Origin of the sequence: Shouchella xiaoxiensis (assembly GCF_016907895.1) — a bacterium.
GTDB lineage: Bacteria > Bacillota > Bacilli > Bacillales > Bacillaceae_D > Shouchella > Shouchella xiaoxiensis.
Window position 1 is genome coordinate 155,907 of the sequence record NZ_JAFBCV010000002.1, and the last position, 20,523, is coordinate 176,429.

Here is a 20,523-nt window from a genome sequence, read left to right on the forward strand (position 1 = left end):
TGTGAGATCAAAGGACTTACTTTGGATCGATTGGTTTATTCGATACTTGGAAGTGGAAAAAAACAGTTCATCGTGGACGGTTGACCATTACACAAGAGACGTAAAGCAATTTTTTGCATTTTTGTCGCAGCAAGGACTAGCTGAATTAACAGACGTCACGTATCAAGAAGTACGAGTGTTTATAAGTATACTTGTCGATAGAGGGTATGCAAAGCGGACAATCGCGCGAAAGTTATCTTCACTCAGGACATTTGGGCGATTTCTCGTTCGAGAGCAACTTATAGATGAAAATCCATTCACACATGCGCATATACCAAAACAAGAAGAGCGATTACCGCGATTTCTCTATGAAGAAGAAATGGATCAATGGCTGAAGGAATTGCCACAAGAAACCATTCTTGATAAACGAGACAAAGCGATTATTGAGTTGCTCTATGCAACGGGAATGCGTGTATCAGAATGTAGTCTTCTGCAAGTTGACCAAATTCACTGGACGAGTGGTACGATTCGCGTTTTTGGAAAAGGACGCAAAGAAAGATACGTTCCTTTTGGCAAAATAGCTGAGCATGCACTTAAAATCTATCTAGATGAAGCAAGACCGAATTTGTTTGTGAACTCTGTTCAAACTTCGCAGTTGTTTTTAAACCATCGTGGAGGTCCGTTAAGTGATCGGAGCATTCGCAAGATTGTGGAAAAACGGACAAAGGCAGCGACCATTCACAAACATGTGAGTCCGCATGATATTCGCCATTCATTTGCGACGCACTTACTAAACGGTGGAGCAGACTTAAGAACTGTGCAAGAGTTATTAGGTCATCAATCTTTGAAAACAACGCAAGTCTATACACATGTTAGTAAAGAACGTATGTTTTCTGTGTATCAACAACATCATCCGCGAGCTTAGTTTCAAGAAAAGGAGTGTGTGACATGGAAACTTTTCATGCGACAACGATTTTTGCGATTGCCCACCAAAATCAATTTGCGATGGCCGGTGATGGCCAAGTAACTCTCGGTAATGCTGTCGTAATGAAGCACACAGCGCGAAAAGTACGTAAGCTTTATCGAGGAAATGTTCTAGCTGGTTTTGCTGGCTCAGTTGCCGACGCCTTTACGTTATTCGAGAAGTTTGAAGCTAAGCTGGAAGAATACAATGGCAATTTGCAGCGTGCTTCGGTTGAACTGGCAAAAGAATGGCGCAGTGATCGTGTTTTAAGAAAACTTGAAGCCATGCTCATTGTAATGGATAAAACGGATCTATTGCTTGTTTCAGGTACTGGTGAAGTGATTCAACCAGATGATGGAATTTTGGCGATTGGCTCTGGCGGCAACTACGCTCTCAGTGCGGGTCGGGCATTAAAAACCTATTCACCATCGTTATCTGCTAAGGAAATAGCTGAAGCGTCTTTGAAAACAGCTTCTGAGATTTGTGTGTATACAAACGACCAGATTATTGTCGAAGAACTATAAATAAGGAAAACGACTAAGGGAGTGTACAACAATGACTAGTTCACTTACACCGAGCCAAATCGTCGAACGATTAAATCAGTATATCGTTGGACAGGAAGGCGCTAAACGTTCTGTAGCCATTGCGCTTCGGAATCGTTATCGCAGAACGAAACTTGAGCAAACGATGCGTGATGAAATTACACCTAAGAATATCTTAATGATTGGACCAACTGGTGTCGGAAAAACGGAGATTGCTCGACGTTTAGCCAAACTAGTAGGAGCACCATTTATTAAAGTTGAGGCAACGAAATTTACCGAAGTTGGTTACGTCGGGCGTGACGTAGAATCAATGGTTCGTGATTTAGTTGAATCAAGCGTTCGACTTGTTAAAGAAGATCGCATTGGTCTTGTGAAAGAACAAGCAAAAGAGCTTGCTGAAAAAAGATTAGTTAACATTCTTGTTCCTTCTTTGAAAAAAGAGTCAAATTATAAAAATCCGTTTGAAATGCTTTTTAATCAAACGGGCAAAGAGGATGATGAACAAGAAGAGCAGGAAGAAGAACTAAATCGCTCTAACTTGAAAGAAAAAATGCAGCAAAAGCTTCAAGCGGGAGAATTAGAAGACCGCATCGTTACGATTGAGGTTTCAGAACAATCACAAGGCTTTATGGATATGTTTCAAGGTGGAGCAGGCATGGAACAAATGGGGATGAACATGCAGGAAATGCTTGGGAACATGGTTCCAAAGAAAAAGAAAAAAAGAAGAATGACGGTCGCTGAAGCAAGATCCGTGCTTACTGAGGAAGAGGCACAAAAGCTTATCGATATGGATGATGTCACGCAGGAAGCCATTAATCGAGCAGAACAGCTTGGGATGATCTTTATTGATGAAATTGATAAAGTCGTCGGAAAAGGAGATCAGAATGCAAATGTCTCTAGAGAAGGTGTTCAAAGAGATATCTTGCCGATTGTAGAAGGCTCTACGGTTGTGACGAAGTATGGTGCAGTAAAAACAGATCATATATTGTTTGTAGCTGCAGGTGCTTTCCATACGGCGAAACCATCTGATCTCATTCCTGAGTTGCAAGGACGTTTTCCAATTCGAGTGGAGCTAAAAAGTTTGACTGTTGATGATTTTGTACGGATTTTGATTGAACCGGATAACGCATTGTTAAAACAATACGCTGCGCTTTTACAAACGGAAGGTATAGAAATTACATTTTCAGACGATGCTGTTCGTAAGATTGCGACGATTGCAAGCCAGGTCAATCAAGAAACCGAAAACATTGGGGCAAGAAGGTTGCATACCCTCCTTGAAAAGCTCTTAGAGGATTTATCGTTTGAAGCCCCAAATATTAATCTTGAAACGTTAACCATTACGGACACCTACGTCGAAGAAAAGTTAGGGACAATTGCTAAAAACCGAGATTTAAGCCAATTTATTTTGTAGATAAAAAAGGAGAGATTTTAAAATGGATTTATTGACAAGAACGAGGAAGATCAACGAGATGTTACAAAAAACTAGTGGGCAGCACGTGAATTTCCGTGAAATGGCAATCACACTACGTGATGCAATTGGATCAAATGTATACGTTGTTAGCAGAAGAGGAAAGTTACTTGGTTTTTCAATTGAAGAAGAGATTGAAAATGATCGTATGAAGAAGATGCTTGATGAGCGTCAATTCCCTGAGGACTACACAGAAGGCTTATTTAAAATTGAAGATACATCAGCGAACATCGATGTTGATAGTGAGTACACAGCGTTTCCAGTAGAAAACAGAGACCTTTTCAAAACAGGTTTAACAACAGTTGTTCCAATTAAAGGTGGCGGACAACGTCTAGGTTCATTAATCCTTTCTCGTTTAGAAACACCTTTCAGTGATGATGATTTGATTCTTGCTGAATACGGTGCAACAGTTGTTGGCATGGAGATCCTTCATGAGAAAACACAAGAAATTGAAGAGGAAGCGCGTAGCAAAGCAGTTGTTCAAATGGCCATTAGCTCACTTTCATACAGTGAATTAGAAGCTGTTGAGCATATCTTTGAAGAACTTGACGGTAGAGAAGGACTTCTTGTTGCAAGTAAAATTGCTGACCGTGTTGGAATTACACGTTCTGTCATTGTGAATGCATTGCGCAAACTTGAGAGTGCTGGTGTCATTGAATCACGCTCGCTTGGAATGAAAGGAACGTATATTAAAGTATTGAATGATAAGTTCTTGCATGAACTTGATCGTATGAAAGAAAACTAAGAAGCTAGTAGCAGCCGACAAATTTGTCGGCTGCTTTTTTTGTGTGCGATATTAGGACAAACATCGTATCTTACTAGAGAACAGAAGAAACCCCCGCTCCCTCATTCCCTCAGCAAAAAAACGCCACTACAGAGTCCTCAGACATGTGCTTTGCCTGCTGAAGTCTCTTTTTTCTTAATGCTCGCTGCGATGATTGATACAAAAAGATGGTTACTCCAAATAAGCTCCCATTTTTGAGGAAGAATACCTATTTCCAACTAGGTATATGTACTTCCATTTAATTTGTAATTCTAACAACTTTTATGTAGGATCAATGACATGGTTGTTGTTTTGTTTATAGGTATAAAGGATGGATATGGAGCCAGAATAATGGTTCATTCGACTTAAATCTCTTTTATATGAAAATGTGTTTAGACAAATCACGAAAAAACTAGTAAAATTTTATCATCAATAGGAAATGGGAAATAATGCTTAAACTTTCCTGTATTTACGGAAATGTTTAAGAAGAAGGAGGAATAAATGTTTACGACTAGTACAATCGCAACGCTTGAGGAAGCACTTCGCTATTCAACGGCTCAACAAAAAGCGATCTCTTCTAATATCGCAAATGTTGATACACCTCATTACAAAGAACAAACCGTTTCATTTAAAGATGTGTTACAAACGGCGCAGTCAAATGAGACTGGTTTCCAGTCGAAGCGAACTCATGCGCAGCATTTGAGCTTTCCTTTGCCTGGGAGTATGGACTCTTTTATAGGAAAAACGATGGAGCAATACAATCACAACGGAAACAGCGTTGATGTTGATAAGCAGATGACGGAGATGGCAGAGAATCAAATCTATTACAATGCACTAGTGGATCGTATAAGTGGAAATTTCCAATCGCTTGAAATGGCAATCCGAGGTAGTAAATAAGGAGGGGTATTCATGTCAATGTTTACGAGCATGAATGTATCAGGTTCTGCTTTGACACTTCAACGCCTGCGCATGGATGTCGCATCAAGTAATATAGCCAATGCAGACACTACAAGAGCACAGCTAGTGAATGGAGAATGGCAGCCTTATCAACGTAAAATGGTCGTTCAACAGCCTCATTCATTCTCAAATTATTTAAAACAAGAAGAAGCACGCTTAAATCAAGGCGTGATTGCTAAAGGAATTGTTGCAGATCAAACGCCAGCAACACTTATCTATGATCCAATTCATCCTGATGCAAATGAAGAGGGCTATGTTGCAAAACCAAATGTAGAGATTGCTAGAGAAATGATTGATATGACGAGCGCAACTCGTTCCTATGAAGCAAACGTTAGCGCCTTACAGGCAAGTAAGAATATGTTACTTAAATCATTAGAAATAGGTCGTTAGGAGGGATATAGTTGGAACTAGTTCCTTTGCAAGGGCTCGTACAGCTTAATCAAACAAGCATGGTGCCCAAGAACAGTGGCGTTGAACAAACGGCCCATTCATTTCAAAGTGCTTTAAAGACAGCACTTACAAATGTGAATGACGCACAATTAGCTTCTGGAGCTGCAACACAAGCGATGGCGCAAAAAAAACCCATCGATTTGCATGAAGTGATGATTACTGCAAATAAAGCGTCTGTTTCACTGCAAGCAACGCTGGAAATCCGTAATAAAGCAGTTGAAGCTTATCAAGAGATGATGAGAATGCAAGTGTAATAAGGCAGACTGTAAGTGGAGGCGTCATGAACGAGAAAGCGAAACGTTATACAGATAAGGTAAAAATACTTTGGAATGATCGAACGGGTTTACAAAAAGGGCTGCTTGTTGGAAGTGTTTTGATTATCCTATTAATTATTGCGGTTATTATTGCCCTCTTTTCACGAACGAATTATGCGCCATTGTACAGTAATCTAACCTTAGCGGAAACAGGTCAAATACAAGAAGTTTTACAAACAAGAGGGGTCAGCGTACAGGTCTCAAACGATGGAACAACCATTCACGTTCCTGAAGCAGACGTTGACCGTTTGAAAGTGGAGTTAGCTGCCGAAGGGTTACCACAGAGTGGGAGCATTGACTACAGCTTTTTCCAGGAACAGATGGGATTTGGAATGACGGATAATGAATTCACTGTTATTGAACGGTCTCTGATGCAAACCGAACTTGCTGAACTGATTCGGAGTATCTCAGGCGTTCAGAATGCGAATGTAATCATTACTATTCCAGAAGATAGCGTTTGGCTCAGTTCTGGTCAAGAATCTGCGACAGCAGCGGTTGTGCTCGATTTAGCAGCGGGGCAATCATTAGAACAATCTCAAGTTAAAGCGCTCTACCATTTAATATCTAGAAGTGTACCGAATTTACCTATAGAAAATATCGTACTTTCTGATTCCAATTTCAATAATTATACGTATCAAGAAGAAGAGGTTAGTCCTGTTGCTTCGTTCCAATCACAACGAGAAGTGAAACAGGAAATTGAATCGGATTTAAAGCAAACCATTATGCAGTTGCTTGGTGCTGTTGTTGGGCAACAAAATGCAATTGTTTCTGTTACTACGGATATTGATTACACGCAAGAACAGCGAGTGGAAGATTTAGTCGAAGCAGTTGATGAAGAAGAAATGACTGGTATTGCTGTAAGCGCGGAACGAATTAATGAGCTATATGAAGGGTCTACTAGTACAGGTGAAGGTGTCACAGGTACTGGCGAAGAGATTCCGAATTATACAGGTGTTGTGCCAGGTGGTGACAGTGAGTCAGAGCGTAGTGAAGAACGAATTAATTATGAGGTAAATCGAATTCACCGTGAAATTATCGAGAGCCCTTACCGAGTTCGTGATGTAAGTATCCAAGTGATGGTGAACCCACCTGAGGGGATGGCTCAACTTCCAGCTCAGCAGACAGCTGACTTAACCGAAATGCTTCAGACCATCGTGCGAACGACACTACCAACAACAGATGGAGCCGAAATTCAAAATATTAATGACCGTGTTGTTGTATCTTCAATGCCGTTTGCCGAGACCGCTGCAGTTGATGCTGATCAAGAGGCGGGGGGCGTTCCTACGTGGATGTTTGTCGTAGGGGGCGGATTTATCGTTGTGATTGTCGTTCTCATCGTTCTATTAATGAGAGGTCGTAATCATGGTGCAGAACTTGCTCTTGATGAAACAGCTGAGGAAGATACATATATTGAAAAAGAGCCAGTGCCATTCTCGGATCGACCTGAGACAGATGAGAAGAAACGCGTTCGTGATTTAAATTATCTAGCTAACGAAAAGCCGGAAGAATTCTCTAAACTACTGCGCACGTGGTTATCTGACGATTGAACGAGGAGGTAGCTTAAGTGGCGATTACTAAATTAACAGGAAGACAAAAAGCTGCAATATTATTAATTTCATTAGGGCCAGACACGGCTGCTCAAGTATATAAACATCTGTCTGAAGATGAAATTGAAAGCCTTTCGCTAGAAATTTCTTCAGTGAGAAAAGTCGAGAAAGACATACAAGAACAAGTTATGGATGAATTTCATTCGATTGCAATGGCGCAAGAATATATTGCTCAAGGCGGTATTGCTTATGCGAAGTCGATTCTCGAAAAAGCTTTAGGTTCAGATGGTGCTGCGTCAATGATCCAACGTTTAACGTCCACGATCCAAGTGCGTCCGTTTGACTTTGCTCGTAAACTAGACCCATCGCAAATATTAAATTTTATCCAGCATGAGCACCCTCAAACGATTGCCGTTATTTTAGCTTATATTCCGGCAAAACAAGCAGGTCAAATTATTTCTTCATTGCCAGAAATGGTGCAGACGGATGTTGCCAGAAGAATGGCGCTAATGGATCGGTCATCTCCTGAGGTTATTGCACAAGTTGAAGCTGTGCTTGAAGAGAAGCTCTCCCAAACCATTACGCAAGAGTTTGCGGAAGCTGGTGGACTTGAAGCTGTTGTCGAAGTATTAAATGGCGTCGATCGGTCAACTGAGCGGACCATACTAGATGGATTATATATTCAAGATCCTGAATTAGCTGAAGAAATCAAGAAGCGTATGTTTGTTTTCGAAGACATTGTTACGCTTGAGAAAAGAGCCATTCAGCGCGTTATCCGCGATGTGGATAACGATGATCTTCAGTTAGCATTAAAAGTAGCCAGTGATGAAGTGAAGAACATGGTCTTCGTGAATATGTCTCAGCGAATGGCAGATGCATTTAAAGATGAGATGGAATATATGGGACCAGTGCGCTTAAGAGATGTTGAGGAAGCTCAATCACGTATCGTTGCAATCATTCGGGGTCTTGAAGATTCTGGTGAAATTGTAATCGCACGGACGAATGGAGAGGACATCCTTGTCTAATGTCATTCGTTATCCGACCAAGCAGAAAGTGGCTGCTAGAGAAATAGGTCTTCAGCCGGTTGTGTTTGAAAGTGCGCATGAAGAATCAACCGAACCTATGGAAGAAACGAGTTCAAACAGAGCGGAAGCAATTATTGCCGCAGCTGAGCAAAGAGCCCAAATGATGATTGAAGAAGCAACGAATGAAGCCAAGCGAATTAAGGAAGATTGTGAGTTACGAAAAAGTCAACTTGAGCAAGAATGCAAAACGGCGCTTGCGGAAGCAGAGCAACAAGGGTACGAAGCTGGTTTTTCTGCAGGAGAAACGCAAGTGACTACGATTTATGAATCGCAGCTTGTTCAAGCTCAGCAGATTCTAGAAGATGCACAAATAGAAGCAATACATACAATTGAAAAACACGAACCGTTCATAATTGATCTAGCAACGGCAATAGCCGAACGGATCCTTGGTGACGTATTAAATCAAGAAACACAGATCAAGCACTATCTTAAAAGTGCACTCTATGAAGTGAAAGAACATCAATTTATCAGGGTGTATGTTCACCCGTTCTGGTATGACAAAATGAAAGATTCCGTGCTGGAATTAGCTGAAGAAGTTGCTGGTTGCAAAGATTTTAAAGTCATTCCAGATACGAAATTAACTGAAAATCATTGTTATCTTGTAACAAATGCAGGAAGGCTTGATGCGTCATTAGATACGCAATTGATTCAATTAAAACAGCAGCTGCACCAATTAAATCAACGTTCGAGGACTAATTATGCGAACACAACTAATTGATGAAGTAACCAAGCTCAATCCATATAAATGGTACGGTTTAGTAAAGCAGGTTACAGGACTGACAATTGAGTCAGCAGGTCCGAAAGTGTTCATTGGAGAACTATGTTTTATTTGGTCCAAGCGAGATGGACAAACTTCACGTATTCGTGCAGAAGTGGTTGGGTTTAGAGAAGATCGTGTTTTATTAATGCCGCTTGATACATTGCTCCAGATTGAAGCTGGTAGTGTCGTTGAGGCGACTGGAAAGCCATTGAGTGTTCCTGTTGGCCCTCATTTAATAGGTCAAGTGTTAGACGGTACAGGCGAGTTGCTTGATCCAGCAAAAAAAATGGATAGTCGCGTACAATCTTATTACTCGACCGATCAAATGCCTCCGAATCCGCTCGAACGACCAAGGATTACAGAAATTATGAGTGTTGGTGTCAAGGTTATAGACGGACTCTTAACGATGGGAAAAGGTCAACGCGTTGGTATTTTTGCTGGCAGTGGTGTTGGTAAGAGTACATTAATGTCGATGATCGCAAAACAATCTGAAGCGGAATTGAATGTTATTGCTCTCGTCGGTGAACGAGGAAGGGAAGTTAAAGAATTTATTGAGCGTGATTTAGGTGAATCAGGCTTGAAACGATCCATTGTTGTTGTGGCCACATCAGATCAGCCTGCTTTATTACGAGTAAAGGGTGCATTAACAGCTACGGCCATAGCTGAATATTTTCGCGATCAAGGATATTCGGTTAATTTAATGATGGACTCTGTCACACGCTTTGCGATGGCGCAAAGAGAGATTGGGCTTGCTATTGGAGAGCCGCCAACAACAAAAGGATACCCACCGTCTGTTTTTGCCATGCTTCCAAAACTACTGGAGCGATCCGGAACAAGTAATCACGGTACAATTACTGCTTTTTATACTGTCTTAGTTGATGGTGATGATTTAAACGAGCCGATAGCGGATGCTGTTCGAGGAATTTTAGATGGTCACTTTGTATTAGATCGTAATTTAGCTAATAAAGGCCAGTTTCCGGCGGTTAATGTGCTAAAAAGCGTTAGCCGATTAATGAAGGATCTAGTAGCAAATGAACATGCTCAAATGGCGAGTTTGGTACGAAAGCGACTAGCAGATTATGAAGAATCAGAGGATTTAATTCAAATTGGTGCTTATAAAAAAGGCAATTCAAGCTCAATTGACGCAGCGATTCATATGAACCCAATCATTGTCGATTTTTTAAAGCAACGTACCGATGTTTGGCAAACGTATGAGCAAACAGTGAACCAGATGAAGCATTTCTTAGAAGGGAATGACCTGACGAAATGAGCTTTACATTTTCGCTCCAAGAAGCAATGGATATGTCAAAACGTGAAAAAGAGCTTGCTAAAAAAGAACTCGATCAGGCTGAGGGTGAGTTTAAAGAGAAAGCTACCGCTTTATACAATCTATTAATTGAAAAAGAAGGATTGGAAACGGAGCAAGCGACGGTTCTACAAAGAAAGACAACGGTTTTGTCACTCAGTTCTTACGAGAATTACTTGCAAGCGTTAGAAACAAAGCTGATGGAAAACAAACAACAAACGGACCAAGCGAGAGATCGTATGCAAATAAAGCAAACGTATTTTAATGAATGTGCGAAAGCATATAAGCAGTACGAACGCTTAAAAGAAAAGAAACGCATTGAGGCGGATCAGCTTGAGAAGCAGCTTGAGCAAAAACAAATGGATGAAGTAAGCATTACTCGCTATCGAAGGGTACTCGTATAAATGGCAGCAAAAACAAAGAAATCGAAATGGCCGATTGTACTTTCCGTTCTTATCCCATTACTCGCCGTGCTGACGGTTGTCATTCTTTTTATCGGCCCTTTATTTGGCTTACATGTTGGTGATCAAGTGAGAGAGGTTTTTCAAACAGAACGTACGGAAGATGGGAGTTCATACCAACAGCAGTTCACAGAAATGGAACAAGAAGTGGTGGAGCTTCAAGCATTGCTGCAGGAAGCAACAAATGAACTTGTTGTAAGAGAAGCCGAGATGAACGAACTCCAAGCGCAACTAGATGACGCAACTAACTCTGAAACGAACGAAGAAGTGCTCACGCAAGGAACTGTTCAAGAAATGGCCACGGGCCTTGAAGCGGTTCTAAAAACATATGAAGAAATGTCTCCAAAACGAGCGGCAGCTTTAATTGATGAAATGAATGAAGAAGAGGCATACATTCATATTTCTTCTATGAAGGAACAACTTAGAGGTTCTGTTATTGCGCGTTTGCCAGCAGAAAAAGGGGCTACTTTTCTTGAAAGATTGGCTCAAGAAGGGAGATAAAGATGCTGCAAATCATCAGTTCGGATTTTACGCTTACTGGATTGAAAGAGAAGAAAACGGCTCTGGCAACGAGTTTATTGTTTGAACAGATGAACAGTGAGCCTGCTTTGAATAACGAGCCTTTTGAAGAGGCGATGGAACAGGCGCTACAGCAAGGAAAGCGCGAACTCCCTGAATCAACTAAGCAAGATCGCAAAGCAGACGAACGTTCTGCAAGTGAGCAAGAAGAATTGACGCAGTTGTCTGCGGTTGAGGCATCAATAAATCTCTTCGGGCAGTCTTTCACACAATTACCAATTGAACGGATTCAATCGCCTATTTCTAGTGTGGAGGATTTGCTACAAAAAGAGGAGCGGCAAACAAGTCAAGTTGAACAACTAAAGTCAGAATCATTGAATGAGGAACGCTCACAATTGAATCAACTGAACTATGCTAACGATGAAGTTCGTTCAAATCCTCAAGAGCAGCTCTTTCTTTTTAAACAACCGGAGAAGCTAGATGACCAAAATCTTGCAGGTGAAAATAACGCAAATCATCTGGTCAAAGCAACTGCTCCTTTATCCGGTAATGATCTTCCTTTCCAACAAACCGAGTTCACGGCAAATAAAGAGGTGGAGACAGCAGAGCGGGGGGGTGAGAAGCCTCACGTGCAGAACCTCTCACATCATTTTGCTGAAAACGAGGCGAATCCAGCGCCAGCTCCTAGTACACCTACTGAACAGGTTGTTCCGGTCGTAACTACTGAAGAGCAAGCGACGACTGGATCTACAGGAAGTCAACCCGTTATACAGGGGCAAGAGCCAGTGTTGAATCGAGTTAGTCGGTCAAGTACGGTAGAAAAAAAAGCTCTAGAAAATGATCCACAAGTGGAGCTTCTAGATGGAGAACGTCGATTTGTTCAAACGGAGAAAGACAACGATGTTCCCTCCACTAATCAAGCTCGTCAGCAAGTACCTGTAACTGATGTGAGGCAAGAAGATCAAGCGGAAGTTCCAGCTGTGGCAATGAAATCGTTAGAGCCTGAAGCAAAGCGAGTCGACAAGAGTGACGGTGTTCAGCCGCTGCCGCTACCAACAGGCTCAACAGCAGATTCAACGGTAATAGTTAAGCAACAATTCAATTCGTCTGAGTTATTATCGAAGCAACTCTTTCGGATTCTCCAAGCTGCTGTTATGAACCGTGGAGCAAATGGACAACAGCAACTAACGCTTAAGCTTCACCCAGAGTCGTTAGGTAGAATGCAAATTCAATTCATTCAGCAGAACCAAGGGTTATTAATAAAAATTGTCGCTGATAAACAAGGTACAGTGGAGATGGTTGAGCGAGCATTACCCAATATTCGCCAGTTACTCCCAACACTTGAACACAAGATTGAAGTTGAACAGTTTGAGGAAGAAACGTTAGATGATAACCACCAAGAAAAACAAAACCAACAAAAAGAGCAACAAGCAAAAGAACAACAAAAGGCCAGTTTGTTTAAAGACTGGTTAAATGCAACTAGCGAAGTGGAGGAGGAGTTTGATGACACAAATTGATCCGAGTTTGCTGCTGTCGTCGCAAAACACCCAAGCACAGCCTCAGTCGAATGTGCTTGGACAAGATGCTTTTTTGAAACTTTTACTGGCGCAAATTCAACATCAGGATCCAACGAACCCGCTAGATGATCGAGAGTATATTACGCAGTTAGCAACGTTTTCACAATTAGAGCAGTTAAGCCAACTGAATAAAACAATGGAGTTGCTGTATTTTGAACAAAAAAGCCAGCAACTGGTTTCCTTGAGTGAAATAATTGGCAAGCAGGTTTCTTGGAAACAGGAAGACAACGGTGAACAGACGGGCCGCGTTACTGGAGTTAAATATAGTCAAGCTGGTGAAATGCTGGTCGAGATTGAAAGTAAGGACTGGATTGAAGCAAGTAGACTTCTGCAAATTTTAGAAACACCAAAAAATAATGATGAAACGGGGAATAATTCATGATTCGCTCACTTTATTCTGGAATATCAGGTATGAAGGGCTTTCAAACAAAGCTCGATGTTATTGGTAATAACATAGCAAACGTCAATACACATGGCTTTAAAAAAGGACGCGTCATGTTTCAAGATATGGTCAGCCAACAGTTGCAAAACCCAATTGCTCCTACAGAGGTGCGTGGGGGAGTGAATCCGCAACAAGTAGGAACGGGCTCGATGATTGGGGCGATTGACACGGTTCATACAGAAGGTGGCTCACAGTTTACAGGGAGAACACTTGATTTAATGATTAATGGAGATGGTTATTTCTCAGTGGATCAAAATGGCGAAACGTTTTATACAAGAGCTGGTAATTTCTATATTGATCCAGCAGGCGACATTGTGAACAGTTCAGGTTCGTATTTATTAGACGTAGATGGACAGCGAATGAGTGTTCCAGAAGGGGCGCTTGGAATCTCCATTGATAAAGAAGGCTTTGTTCATTTTACAATGCCGGAAGATGCTGATGAAGTTGATCCTGTTCAGATTGCTGTATCTACCTTCTCGAATCCTGACGGGATGAATAAAGTTGGTGGAAGCTTATTTGCACAAACCGCTGCTTCTGGTGTTGCTGTTGTAAACGGTGGTGGTCAAGGAGCTGTACAAAGTGGTTCGTTAGAAATGTCCAATGTCGACTTAACCGATGAATTTACGGAAATGATTGTTGCACAACGTGGTTTTCAGGCAAACTCACGAGTCATTACAACATCGGATGAAATTTTACAAGAGCTTGTTAACTTAAAAAGGTAGGCGATAACGGATGATTTCAGTTACACGCTTGAATGGGCAACCGATGCTTTTAAATGTGCTTTTAATTGAAAAAGTAGAAGCATTACCAGATACAACCATTACGCTTATTAGTGGAAAGAAATTAGTTGTGTCCGACCAGCTTGACCATGTCGGCGCATTAATTAACAAACGAATGAGTGAGTTCGGCTTAATTGGTTCGTATAAGAAGGAGGATTCTACACTTACATGAGTAAACGAGCTGTTGGAATTTTGTCGAGCTTAGTAATTGGACTAGCAATTCTTGTGGGGAGTTTGTATTTATTGGAGCTTGGTCCATTTGAATCATCGGAAGCTTCGGCAAAACCAACAATTGAAGAAATTAATAAACGATCGATTGATACAGAAGAAGTAACGACTAATTTAAAATCTGGTGAATTTATTCGCGCGCAGTTTCGTATCCAGCTGGATGCCGAATCAACATTGGAAGATATGAATAATCGAGAGTTTCAAGTGAAGAATGTCTTGTTGCTGTCGCTAGCTGAAACAACATCAGAAGATTTACTTGGATCTGAAGGAATTAATGAGCTTGAACAAATGATTCAGTCCAAATTAAATGACCATCTTGAGCAAGGTACGGTTGAGGCCGTATACACAACAATGAAGGTTGTTCAATGATAAATGAGGTGCAAATATGGCAGATGTCCTGTCTCAAGGCGAAATTGACGCGCTTCTTTCAGCATTAACAACGGGAGAGATGAATGCGGAAGAGCTAATAAAGCTTGAGTCAGAAAAAAAAGTTCGAATGTATGACTTTAAACGAGCGCTGCGGTTTTCAAAAGATCAAATTCGAAATTTGTCTCGCATTCACGAAAACTATGCGCGGTTGTTAACGACTTATTTTTCGGCTAGGCTTCGTTCACTTGTGCAAATTCAAGTGGCATCAGTCGAGCAAGTTCCTTATGAGGAATACATTCGCTCGATTCCATCGATGACTTTTCTAAACGTAGTTGAACCTGCACCACTAACAGGAAGGTTTCTTCTAGAAACGAATCCAAACATTGCATATGCCATGTTTGATCGGGTTTTAGGTGGAAGAGGAATGAGCATCAACAAAATCGATAATTTGACGGAAATTGAGCGGAAGATTCTTTCGAGTTTATTTGAATCGATGCTGACAAGTTTAGCAGAGGCATGGTCATCCGTCATTGATTTACAGCCAGTCTCTGAAAATATTGAAGTGAATCCGCAATTCCTGCAGTTGGTTTCTCCCAATGAGACCGTCGTAGTAATCTCGTTATCAACAAGTATTGCGGAAACATCAGGCTACATGACGCTTTGTTTGCCACATGTTGTGCTTGAAGAAATCTTACCAAAGCTAACAAATCACCATTGGTTTCAAGAGCAGCGCGGCGTCATCTCTGAAGAAGATGCAGAGTTGTTAAACAAACAAGTGAAAAAAACATCAATTGACGTTTCTGCGGAGTTGGGGCGTTCCGAAATTACGATTGATGAATTTCTCCAATTACGAGAAGGAGACGTCATTACCTTAAATCAGCTGATCGATGAATCCTTGCAAGTATTAGTAGGTGGAGAACATAAATTTAAGGGGCAGCCTGGCCTTCAGCGAGATCGAATGGCTATCCAAGTAACTGAAGTTTTAGGAGGAACGGAAGATGAATGACAAGCCGCTTTCCCAAGATGAGATCAATGAATTGCTTAAAGGCATTCAACAAAATGATAGCTCAGCCGACGAAAGCCCAGTTAGCTCAGGTAAGCAAGAACCAGCGAAAGAAAAGAATGAGCTCGAATTAATAAACATTGATGGCTTATTAACACCAATGGAACAAGATACAATTGGTGAGATTGGCAATATCTCTTTTGGCAGCTCTGCAACAGCTTTATCCGAGTTATTAAACCAAAAAGTAGATATTACGACACCTGTTGTGAAAGCTGTGAGCACAGAGACGCTAAGTGATTTGTTTCCTCATCCTCATGTGATTGTTCATGTGAGTTATACAGAAGGATTTGAGGGCTCTAACCTTTTTGTGATTACGATTGAAGATGCAGCCATTATTGCGGACTTGATGTTAGGAGGAAATGGAGAGGAACCGAATCTGGATCTGACAGAGATGCACTTAAGTGCTGTTCAAGAGGCAATGAATCAAATGATGGGTTCAGCTTCAACCTCCATGTCAACTCTGTTTAACCGCAAAGTCGATATTTCACCTCCAAATGTAAATGTTGTTGATTTTAACATTGATGCAGAGCCAAGCTATGTTCCTGAAGGCGACCATCTTATTGCGATCACCTTCACATTAAAGATTGGCACATTAATTGATTCAAAGTTAATGCAGTTAATTAGCGTTCCGTTTGGAAAAAGCTACGCCAACGCTTTGCTTGGAGAACAAATGAGCAGCATAGAAGAAGAGCCAGCACCAGTAGTAAAGCAGGAGGAAAAAAGGCCAAAAAGCCAATCTGTAGAAAAAGAAGAGCCAGTGACTCGACACAGTCGTTCAACTGCTCAGACCTTTGCCCCTCAATCTTCTGAACAAGTCGTGGAAAAAGCAATCTTCTCAAGCTTTGAAAAGAATCCATTACCTGATTCAGAGATGCAAAATTTAGATATGTTGCTAGATATTCCGCTAGAAGTAAAGGTAGAGCTTGGTCGAACGAAAAAAACGATTCGTGATATTTTAAGCGTTACTCAAGGGTCCATTATCGAACTTGATAAGCTCGCAGGAGAACCAGTAGATGTGAGAATTAATGATCGCTTAATTGCAAAAGGTGAAGTGGTTGTTATTGATGAGAATTTTGGTGTTCGCATAACGGACATCGTCAGCAAAAAAGAAAGAATTAACCAACTAAATTAACGTTCGATAGAAAGAGGGCTTTGTATGTCTAGAAACATATTAGTAGTTGATGATGCAGCATTTATGAGAATGATGATTAAGGATATTTTGACGAAAAATGGGTACACCGTTGTTGGTGAAGCAAATGATGGCAATGAAGCATTGGATCGCTATAAGGAATTATCACCGGATCTAGTCACGATGGACATTACAATGCCTGAAAAAGACGGGATAACCGCTTTAAAAGAAATCAAGCAATTTGATCCAAATGCAAAAATTATCATGTGCTCCGCAATGGGGCAGCAGGCGATGGTTATTGATGCCATTCAAGCAGGGGCAAAAGACTTTATCGTGAAACCATTCCAGGCTGATCGAGTGATTGATGCAATCTCTAAAGCAATTAATTAAGTGGTTCTTGGCCGTGGTGCTTCTCTGTTTTGCCCTGGCGGATGCTGAAGTTGCTGCTGCGCAAGACTGTTACCTTTTTGATGAAGAGTGTGAAGAGCAAGTGAATGAGTCTGAAGTTGAGGAGGAGATTGCCTTTGGTGAATCTCCTTGGCTTAGCTTTTTAAAAATGATTGGTGCGCTGCTTCTTGTGGTTCTTCTTTTAGTTGGCTTATTAAAATTTGTGAATAAGCGGGCAAGATCCTTTCAAGAAACGAAAGCCATGTCGCTTGTATCCGGAGTGTCCTTAGGAGCAAATCGGTCCGTGCAGCTCGTGAAAGTGGGCGATAAATTGCTAGTGGTTGGGGTGGGTGAGAGCGTCCAGCTTTTACATACGATTGAAGATCAAGCAGAAATTGAAGCCTTGTTAAAAAAACAACAAGGAAATGAAGATAGTCAGTCTGTCACAGATGCGCTTGGCGTCATGAAGGCAAGCCTTTTTCCTAACAAAAAAGCGCAGAAACAATCGTTTCAAGATGTACTGTCTTCAAGATTAAACGATTCGAAGCAAGAGCTTGCCAAAAATCGGCAACTGTTTCAAGAGAAAGGAAATGAGCACGAATGGAAACCATGATTCTTTCGTTTCTTTCATTTGATTTCTCCGATACAGGTACGATTGCCACAACCGTTCAACTGGTTCTACTCTTAACCATTTTATCCATTGCACCTGGTATTTTAATCTTAATGACATGTTTCACGCGCATCATTATTGTTCTTTCTTTTGTCCGTCAAGGATTAGCGACACAAACAACACCACCAAATCAAGTGTTAATCGGACTCGCTTTGTTTATGACATTTTTTATTATGGCTCCAGTTATTCAGAATGTATACGAGACGGCTTACGTGCCTTTATCAGAAGGAGAACTGTCAGGAGAGGAAGCGCTAGATGCGGCAATCGTGCCAGTGAAGGAATTTATGGCGCAGCATACGCGCGAAAAAGATTTAGCATTATTCATGGGGTATGGTGGCTATGAGAAACCAGAATCACTTGAAGAGGTGCCAATTATGGCGCTAATCCCTGCCTTTGCGATCAGTGAGTTAAAAACAGCTTTTCAGATTGGATTTTTGATTTTTATTCCCTTTCTAGTCATTGATATGATTGTTGCGAGTGTATTGATGTCAATGGGAATGATGATGCTACCACCAGTTATGATCGCCTTGCCGTTTAAAGTACTGTTATTTGTACTTGTTGACGGGTGGTATTTAGTCGTACAAAGCTTATTAATAAGTTATCAATAGGAAGGAGAGTGACCGCGTGAGTTTAGAAATGGTCACACACCTTGCTCAGAGTGGCGTTTGGACCGTATTGATCGTTGCGGGTCCACTATTGATTATTGCGCTTGCTTTGGGGTTGCTTGTCAGTATCTTTCAAGCAACGACGCAGATACAAGAGCAGACACTCGCGTTTATTCCGAAGATCGTTGGCGTATTGCTGGCGCTAGTATTCTTTGGACCGTGGATGTTATCTCAACTTACAGAAATGACCTATAGCATATATAACAACTTATACAGGTTTATCGGCTAATGGATGAGCTTTTATCGTTGTACCCGGCATTTTTGCTCGTGTTTATCCGAATTAGCTCGTTTTTTATTGTTTTGCCGTTGTATAGTCACCGTGCTTTGCCAGCCCCTTTTAAAATTGGTATGGCTGCATTTGTTGCGTTGATGGTTGTAATGGCGACAGAGTTACCGATTATAACGATTGATTTATCGTATGTACTGCTCGTGTTAAAAGAAGTAGCTGTTGGTTTATTGGCAGGTTTAATCGCATTAATTCTACTCTATGCTGTCCAAGTTGCTGGTGGTTTAATTGATTTTCATATGGGCTTTATGTTAGCGAACGTTGTTGATCCACAGACGGGAGCGCAAAGCCCGCTAACTGGTAGTTATTTATATGTTTTTGCTCTTTTTTATCTTCTCTTAATTGATGGCCATCATCTGCTTTTGGACGGTGCTGTTTATAGCTATCAATACATACCGATTGACCAGCTAATTCTGCCTTTAGGTTCTGAAGCGGTGATGGAGCAAGTGACAATGGTGATTGTGTCGATGTTCGCTTTTGGTGTATCAATGGCGTTCCCAGTAGTCGGTGCTTTGTTTCTTGTTGACATAGCCTTAGGAATTGTATCGCGAACCGTTCCGCAAATGAATGTGTTTGTTGTTGGGCTCCCAATTAAGCTGATTTCGGGATTAATTGTTCTTTTTATCTATATCGGTGTGTTTTTTATGAGTGTGAACTATTTGTTTCAAGAAATTTTGCTATCAATGAGAGCTTTGTTAGAAAGACTCGGTGATTCTTTATGATGACGCGATTAAAACTGAACCTGCAGTTTTTCTCAGAAGAGAAAACGGAAAAAGCGACGCCGAAAAAGAGGCTCGATTCTCGAAAAAAAGGCCAAGTTCCTAAGAGTCAAGACGTTAACACAGCATTTATGCTGTTCGCAGCGTTTTTACTAATGTGGCTTTTTGCTGGACCTTTGTTGTTTTCTCATTTACAAGGAATGATGGCAGATGTGTTCAATCGCTTTCTGCATCTCTCCTTTACTACAGAGAACATCGTTGCTCTTTTTCGAGAGCTTACGTGGGAGATGGGTATTGCTGTCCTGCCAGTCATGGTTTTAATTGTTTTGGCTGGTGCGTTTGCAAGTTTTTTACAAGTTGGTTCCTTGTTTACCGCAGAACCGATGAAATTAAAGCTTGAGAAACTAGATCCAATTAAAGGAGCAAAGCGTATTTTTTCTGCGCGAGCGCTCGTAGAATTAGCTAAATCAATCTTGAAAATTACGTTTGTTGGAGCTGTTGTAACAACCGTTATCTTTTTAAATATTGAAGATGTCTTAGTGCTTTCGCAAAAGAGCATTGAAGTGAGCGCTGCGACGATCGGTGAGCTAGCGATCATTATGGGACTGTTTGCGGCGGTACTCTTGTTAATCTTAGCAATTCCAGACTATTTGTATCAGCGCTACGACCATGAAAAGCAAATTCGAATGTCGAAAAAGGATATTCGTGATGAGCATAAAACCATGGAAGGCGATCCAAAGATCCGATCGCGTCGTAAGCAGAAACAGCTGGAAATGGCGATGAATCGGATGATGCAGGAAGTTCCGAGTGCGGATGTAATCGTAACGAATCCGACTCACTTCGCTGTTGCCTTGAAATACGACTCGAAGAAAGCAGATGCGCCAGTTGTTGTTGCAAAAGGCGTTGATTTTATGGCCGAGCGTATTAAACGTGTAGCGAAGCAGCATGAAATTCCACTAGTGGAAAATGTTCTATTAGCACGCTCCTTATACGCTTCTGTTGAAGTATCGCAGCAAGTGAATGAAGAAATGTTTCAAGCAGTCGCCGAAGTACTGGCTTATGTGTATCGTTTAAAAGAAAACCATTCGTAATTA

Annotated in this window: 26 protein-coding genes; all 26 read left to right on the top strand. The window is 41.2% G+C overall.

Features of this window, described 5'->3' with window-relative positions; translation table 11 throughout:
• Position 1: 1 nt before the first annotated feature.
• Positions 2-904, top strand: coding sequence for a tyrosine recombinase XerC (xerC, locus tag JOC54_RS04175; RefSeq protein WP_204464673.1), 903 nt, complete (start codon positions 2-4; stop codon positions 902-904).
• Between the two features lie 23 nt (positions 905-927).
• On the top strand, positions 928-1,467 hold the full coding sequence (gene hslV / locus JOC54_RS04180) for an ATP-dependent protease subunit HslV (RefSeq protein ID WP_035419187.1): 540 nt from the start codon (positions 928-930) through the stop codon (positions 1,465-1,467).
• A gap of 31 nt (positions 1,468-1,498) precedes the next feature.
• Positions 1,499-2,896, top strand: coding sequence for an ATP-dependent protease ATPase subunit HslU (gene hslU, locus JOC54_RS04185; RefSeq protein ID WP_204464675.1), 1,398 nt, complete (start codon positions 1,499-1,501; stop codon positions 2,894-2,896).
• Positions 2,897-2,918: 22 nt separating this feature from the next.
• A complete protein-coding gene (codY, locus tag JOC54_RS04190) occupies positions 2,919-3,698 on the top strand; it encodes a GTP-sensing pleiotropic transcriptional regulator CodY (protein ID WP_035419190.1) in 780 nt (259 codons plus the stop codon).
• 519 nt (positions 3,699-4,217) lie between these two features.
• Positions 4,218-4,613 carry a flagellar basal body rod protein FlgB gene (gene flgB / locus JOC54_RS04195; protein ID WP_035419191.1) on the top strand — a complete coding sequence of 132 codons (396 nt, stop codon included), beginning with the start codon at positions 4,218-4,220 and terminating at the stop codon, positions 4,611-4,613.
• Between the two features lie 12 nt (positions 4,614-4,625).
• Positions 4,626-5,063 (top strand): flagellar basal body rod protein FlgC, encoded by a 438-nt coding sequence (flgC, locus tag JOC54_RS04200; protein WP_035419192.1) that lies wholly within the window; start codon positions 4,626-4,628, stop codon positions 5,061-5,063.
• An 11-nt stretch (positions 5,064-5,074) separates the two neighbouring features.
• Positions 5,075-5,377: a flagellar hook-basal body complex protein FliE gene (fliE, locus tag JOC54_RS04205; RefSeq protein ID WP_239586571.1), complete on the top strand. Its 303-nt coding sequence runs from the start codon at positions 5,075-5,077 to the stop codon at positions 5,375-5,377.
• Positions 5,378-5,403: 26 nt separating this feature from the next.
• Positions 5,404-6,984 carry a flagellar basal-body MS-ring/collar protein FliF gene (fliF, locus tag JOC54_RS04210; RefSeq protein WP_204464676.1) on the top strand — a complete coding sequence of 527 codons (1,581 nt, stop codon included), beginning with the start codon at positions 5,404-5,406 and terminating at the stop codon, positions 6,982-6,984.
• A 17-nt stretch (positions 6,985-7,001) separates the two neighbouring features.
• On the top strand, positions 7,002-8,009 hold the full coding sequence (gene fliG / locus JOC54_RS04215; RefSeq protein WP_054792276.1) for a flagellar motor switch protein FliG: 1,008 nt from the start codon (positions 7,002-7,004) through the stop codon (positions 8,007-8,009).
• Positions 8,002-8,787, top strand: a complete 786-nt coding sequence (fliH, locus tag JOC54_RS04220) for a flagellar assembly protein FliH (RefSeq protein ID WP_035419196.1) — start codon at positions 8,002-8,004, stop codon at positions 8,785-8,787. The genes fliG and fliH overlap by 8 nt, the downstream gene beginning before the upstream one ends.
• The gene (fliI, locus tag JOC54_RS04225; RefSeq protein ID WP_035419197.1) at positions 8,768-10,099 is read left to right on the top strand and encodes a flagellar protein export ATPase FliI; all 1,332 of its coding nucleotides are present in this window, start codon (positions 8,768-8,770) and stop codon (positions 10,097-10,099) included. The genes fliH and fliI overlap by 20 nt, the downstream gene beginning before the upstream one ends.
• Positions 10,096-10,539: a flagellar export protein FliJ gene (fliJ, locus tag JOC54_RS04230; protein ID WP_051991367.1), complete on the top strand. Its 444-nt coding sequence runs from the start codon at positions 10,096-10,098 to the stop codon at positions 10,537-10,539. Before fliI ends, fliJ begins: the two co-directional genes overlap by 4 nt.
• On the top strand, positions 10,540-11,097 hold the full coding sequence (locus tag JOC54_RS04235; protein ID WP_204464677.1) for a MotE family protein: 558 nt from the start codon (positions 10,540-10,542) through the stop codon (positions 11,095-11,097).
• A gap of 2 nt (positions 11,098-11,099) precedes the next feature.
• On the top strand, positions 11,100-12,632 hold the full coding sequence (locus JOC54_RS04240; protein WP_204464678.1) for a flagellar hook-length control protein FliK: 1,533 nt from the start codon (positions 11,100-11,102) through the stop codon (positions 12,630-12,632).
• The gene (flgD, locus tag JOC54_RS04245; protein ID WP_204464680.1) at positions 12,619-13,074 is read left to right on the top strand and encodes a flagellar hook assembly protein FlgD; all 456 of its coding nucleotides are present in this window, start codon (positions 12,619-12,621) and stop codon (positions 13,072-13,074) included. Before JOC54_RS04240 ends, flgD begins: the two co-directional genes overlap by 14 nt.
• Entirely contained in the window at positions 13,071-13,856 is a 786-nt protein-coding gene (gene flgG, locus JOC54_RS04250; RefSeq protein ID WP_204464681.1) for a flagellar basal body rod protein FlgG, read from the top strand. Before flgD ends, flgG begins: the two co-directional genes overlap by 4 nt.
• Positions 13,857-13,866: 10 nt before the next feature.
• The gene (locus tag JOC54_RS23125) at positions 13,867-14,085 is read left to right on the top strand and encodes a flagellar FlbD family protein (RefSeq protein ID WP_035419201.1); all 219 of its coding nucleotides are present in this window, start codon (positions 13,867-13,869) and stop codon (positions 14,083-14,085) included.
• A complete protein-coding gene (fliL, locus tag JOC54_RS04260; protein WP_035419202.1) occupies positions 14,082-14,510 on the top strand; it encodes a flagellar basal body-associated protein FliL in 429 nt (142 codons plus the stop codon). The genes JOC54_RS23125 and fliL overlap by 4 nt, the downstream gene beginning before the upstream one ends.
• Before the next feature lie 16 nt (positions 14,511-14,526).
• Positions 14,527-15,516 (top strand): flagellar motor switch protein FliM, encoded by a 990-nt coding sequence (gene fliM, locus JOC54_RS04265; protein ID WP_204464682.1) that lies wholly within the window; start codon positions 14,527-14,529, stop codon positions 15,514-15,516.
• Positions 15,509-16,705 (top strand): flagellar motor switch phosphatase FliY, encoded by a 1,197-nt coding sequence (gene fliY / locus JOC54_RS04270; protein WP_204464684.1) that lies wholly within the window; start codon positions 15,509-15,511, stop codon positions 16,703-16,705. The genes fliM and fliY overlap by 8 nt, the downstream gene beginning before the upstream one ends.
• A gap of 24 nt (positions 16,706-16,729) precedes the next feature.
• Positions 16,730-17,092 (top strand): response regulator, encoded by a 363-nt coding sequence (locus JOC54_RS04275; protein WP_035419205.1) that lies wholly within the window; start codon positions 16,730-16,732, stop codon positions 17,090-17,092.
• Positions 17,067-17,702 (top strand): flagellar biosynthetic protein FliO, encoded by a 636-nt coding sequence (locus JOC54_RS04280; RefSeq protein WP_051991371.1) that lies wholly within the window; start codon positions 17,067-17,069, stop codon positions 17,700-17,702. The genes JOC54_RS04275 and JOC54_RS04280 overlap by 26 nt, the downstream gene beginning before the upstream one ends.
• Positions 17,690-18,367 carry a flagellar type III secretion system pore protein FliP gene (gene fliP, locus JOC54_RS04285; protein WP_204464687.1) on the top strand — a complete coding sequence of 226 codons (678 nt, stop codon included), beginning with the start codon at positions 17,690-17,692 and terminating at the stop codon, positions 18,365-18,367. The genes JOC54_RS04280 and fliP overlap by 13 nt, the downstream gene beginning before the upstream one ends.
• A gap of 16 nt (positions 18,368-18,383) precedes the next feature.
• The gene (fliQ, locus tag JOC54_RS04290) at positions 18,384-18,653 is read left to right on the top strand and encodes a flagellar biosynthesis protein FliQ (protein ID WP_035419207.1); all 270 of its coding nucleotides are present in this window, start codon (positions 18,384-18,386) and stop codon (positions 18,651-18,653) included.
• Positions 18,653-19,432, top strand: a complete 780-nt coding sequence (fliR, locus tag JOC54_RS04295; RefSeq protein WP_035440694.1) for a flagellar biosynthetic protein FliR — start codon at positions 18,653-18,655, stop codon at positions 19,430-19,432. The genes fliQ and fliR overlap by 1 nt, the downstream gene beginning before the upstream one ends.
• Positions 19,432-20,520 carry a flagellar biosynthesis protein FlhB gene (gene flhB / locus JOC54_RS04300; RefSeq protein WP_200870814.1) on the top strand — a complete coding sequence of 363 codons (1,089 nt, stop codon included), beginning with the start codon at positions 19,432-19,434 and terminating at the stop codon, positions 20,518-20,520. The genes fliR and flhB overlap by 1 nt, the downstream gene beginning before the upstream one ends.
• Positions 20,521-20,523: the final 3 nt, after the last annotated feature.

Excerpts from the sequence above, each read along its gene's own strand:
- hslV (WP_035419187.1), top strand. The coding sequence starts at position 928 with ATGGAAACTTTTCATGCGACAACGATTTTTGCGATTGCCCACCAAAAT.
- hslU (WP_204464675.1), top strand. The coding sequence starts at position 1,499 with ATGACTAGTTCACTTACACCGAGCCAAATCGTCGAACGATTAAATCAG.
- codY (WP_035419190.1), top strand. The coding sequence starts at position 2,919 with ATGGATTTATTGACAAGAACGAGGAAGATCAACGAGATGTTACAAAAA.
- flgB (WP_035419191.1), top strand. The coding sequence starts at position 4,218 with ATGTTTACGACTAGTACAATCGCAACGCTTGAGGAAGCACTTCGCTAT.
- flgC (WP_035419192.1), top strand. The coding sequence starts at position 4,626 with ATGTCAATGTTTACGAGCATGAATGTATCAGGTTCTGCTTTGACACTT.
- fliF (WP_204464676.1), top strand. The coding sequence starts at position 5,404 with ATGAACGAGAAAGCGAAACGTTATACAGATAAGGTAAAAATACTTTGG.
- fliI (WP_035419197.1), top strand. The coding sequence starts at position 8,768 with ATGCGAACACAACTAATTGATGAAGTAACCAAGCTCAATCCATATAAA.
- fliJ (WP_051991367.1), top strand. The coding sequence starts at position 10,096 with ATGAGCTTTACATTTTCGCTCCAAGAAGCAATGGATATGTCAAAACGT.
- JOC54_RS04235 (WP_204464677.1), top strand. The coding sequence starts at position 10,540 with ATGGCAGCAAAAACAAAGAAATCGAAATGGCCGATTGTACTTTCCGTT.
- JOC54_RS04240 (WP_204464678.1), top strand. The coding sequence starts at position 11,100 with ATGCTGCAAATCATCAGTTCGGATTTTACGCTTACTGGATTGAAAGAG.
- flgD (WP_204464680.1), top strand. The coding sequence starts at position 12,619 with ATGACACAAATTGATCCGAGTTTGCTGCTGTCGTCGCAAAACACCCAA.
- flgG (WP_204464681.1), top strand. The coding sequence starts at position 13,071 with ATGATTCGCTCACTTTATTCTGGAATATCAGGTATGAAGGGCTTTCAA.
- JOC54_RS23125 (WP_035419201.1), top strand. The coding sequence starts at position 13,867 with ATGATTTCAGTTACACGCTTGAATGGGCAACCGATGCTTTTAAATGTG.
- fliL (WP_035419202.1), top strand. The coding sequence starts at position 14,082 with ATGAGTAAACGAGCTGTTGGAATTTTGTCGAGCTTAGTAATTGGACTA.
- fliM (WP_204464682.1), top strand. The coding sequence starts at position 14,527 with ATGGCAGATGTCCTGTCTCAAGGCGAAATTGACGCGCTTCTTTCAGCA.
- fliY (WP_204464684.1), top strand. The coding sequence starts at position 15,509 with ATGAATGACAAGCCGCTTTCCCAAGATGAGATCAATGAATTGCTTAAA.
- JOC54_RS04275 (WP_035419205.1), top strand. The coding sequence starts at position 16,730 with ATGTCTAGAAACATATTAGTAGTTGATGATGCAGCATTTATGAGAATG.
- JOC54_RS04280 (WP_051991371.1), top strand. The coding sequence starts at position 17,067 with ATGCAATCTCTAAAGCAATTAATTAAGTGGTTCTTGGCCGTGGTGCTT.
- fliP (WP_204464687.1), top strand. The coding sequence starts at position 17,690 with ATGGAAACCATGATTCTTTCGTTTCTTTCATTTGATTTCTCCGATACA.
- fliR (WP_035440694.1), top strand. The coding sequence starts at position 18,653 with ATGGATGAGCTTTTATCGTTGTACCCGGCATTTTTGCTCGTGTTTATC.
- flhB (WP_200870814.1), top strand. The coding sequence starts at position 19,432 with ATGACGCGATTAAAACTGAACCTGCAGTTTTTCTCAGAAGAGAAAACG.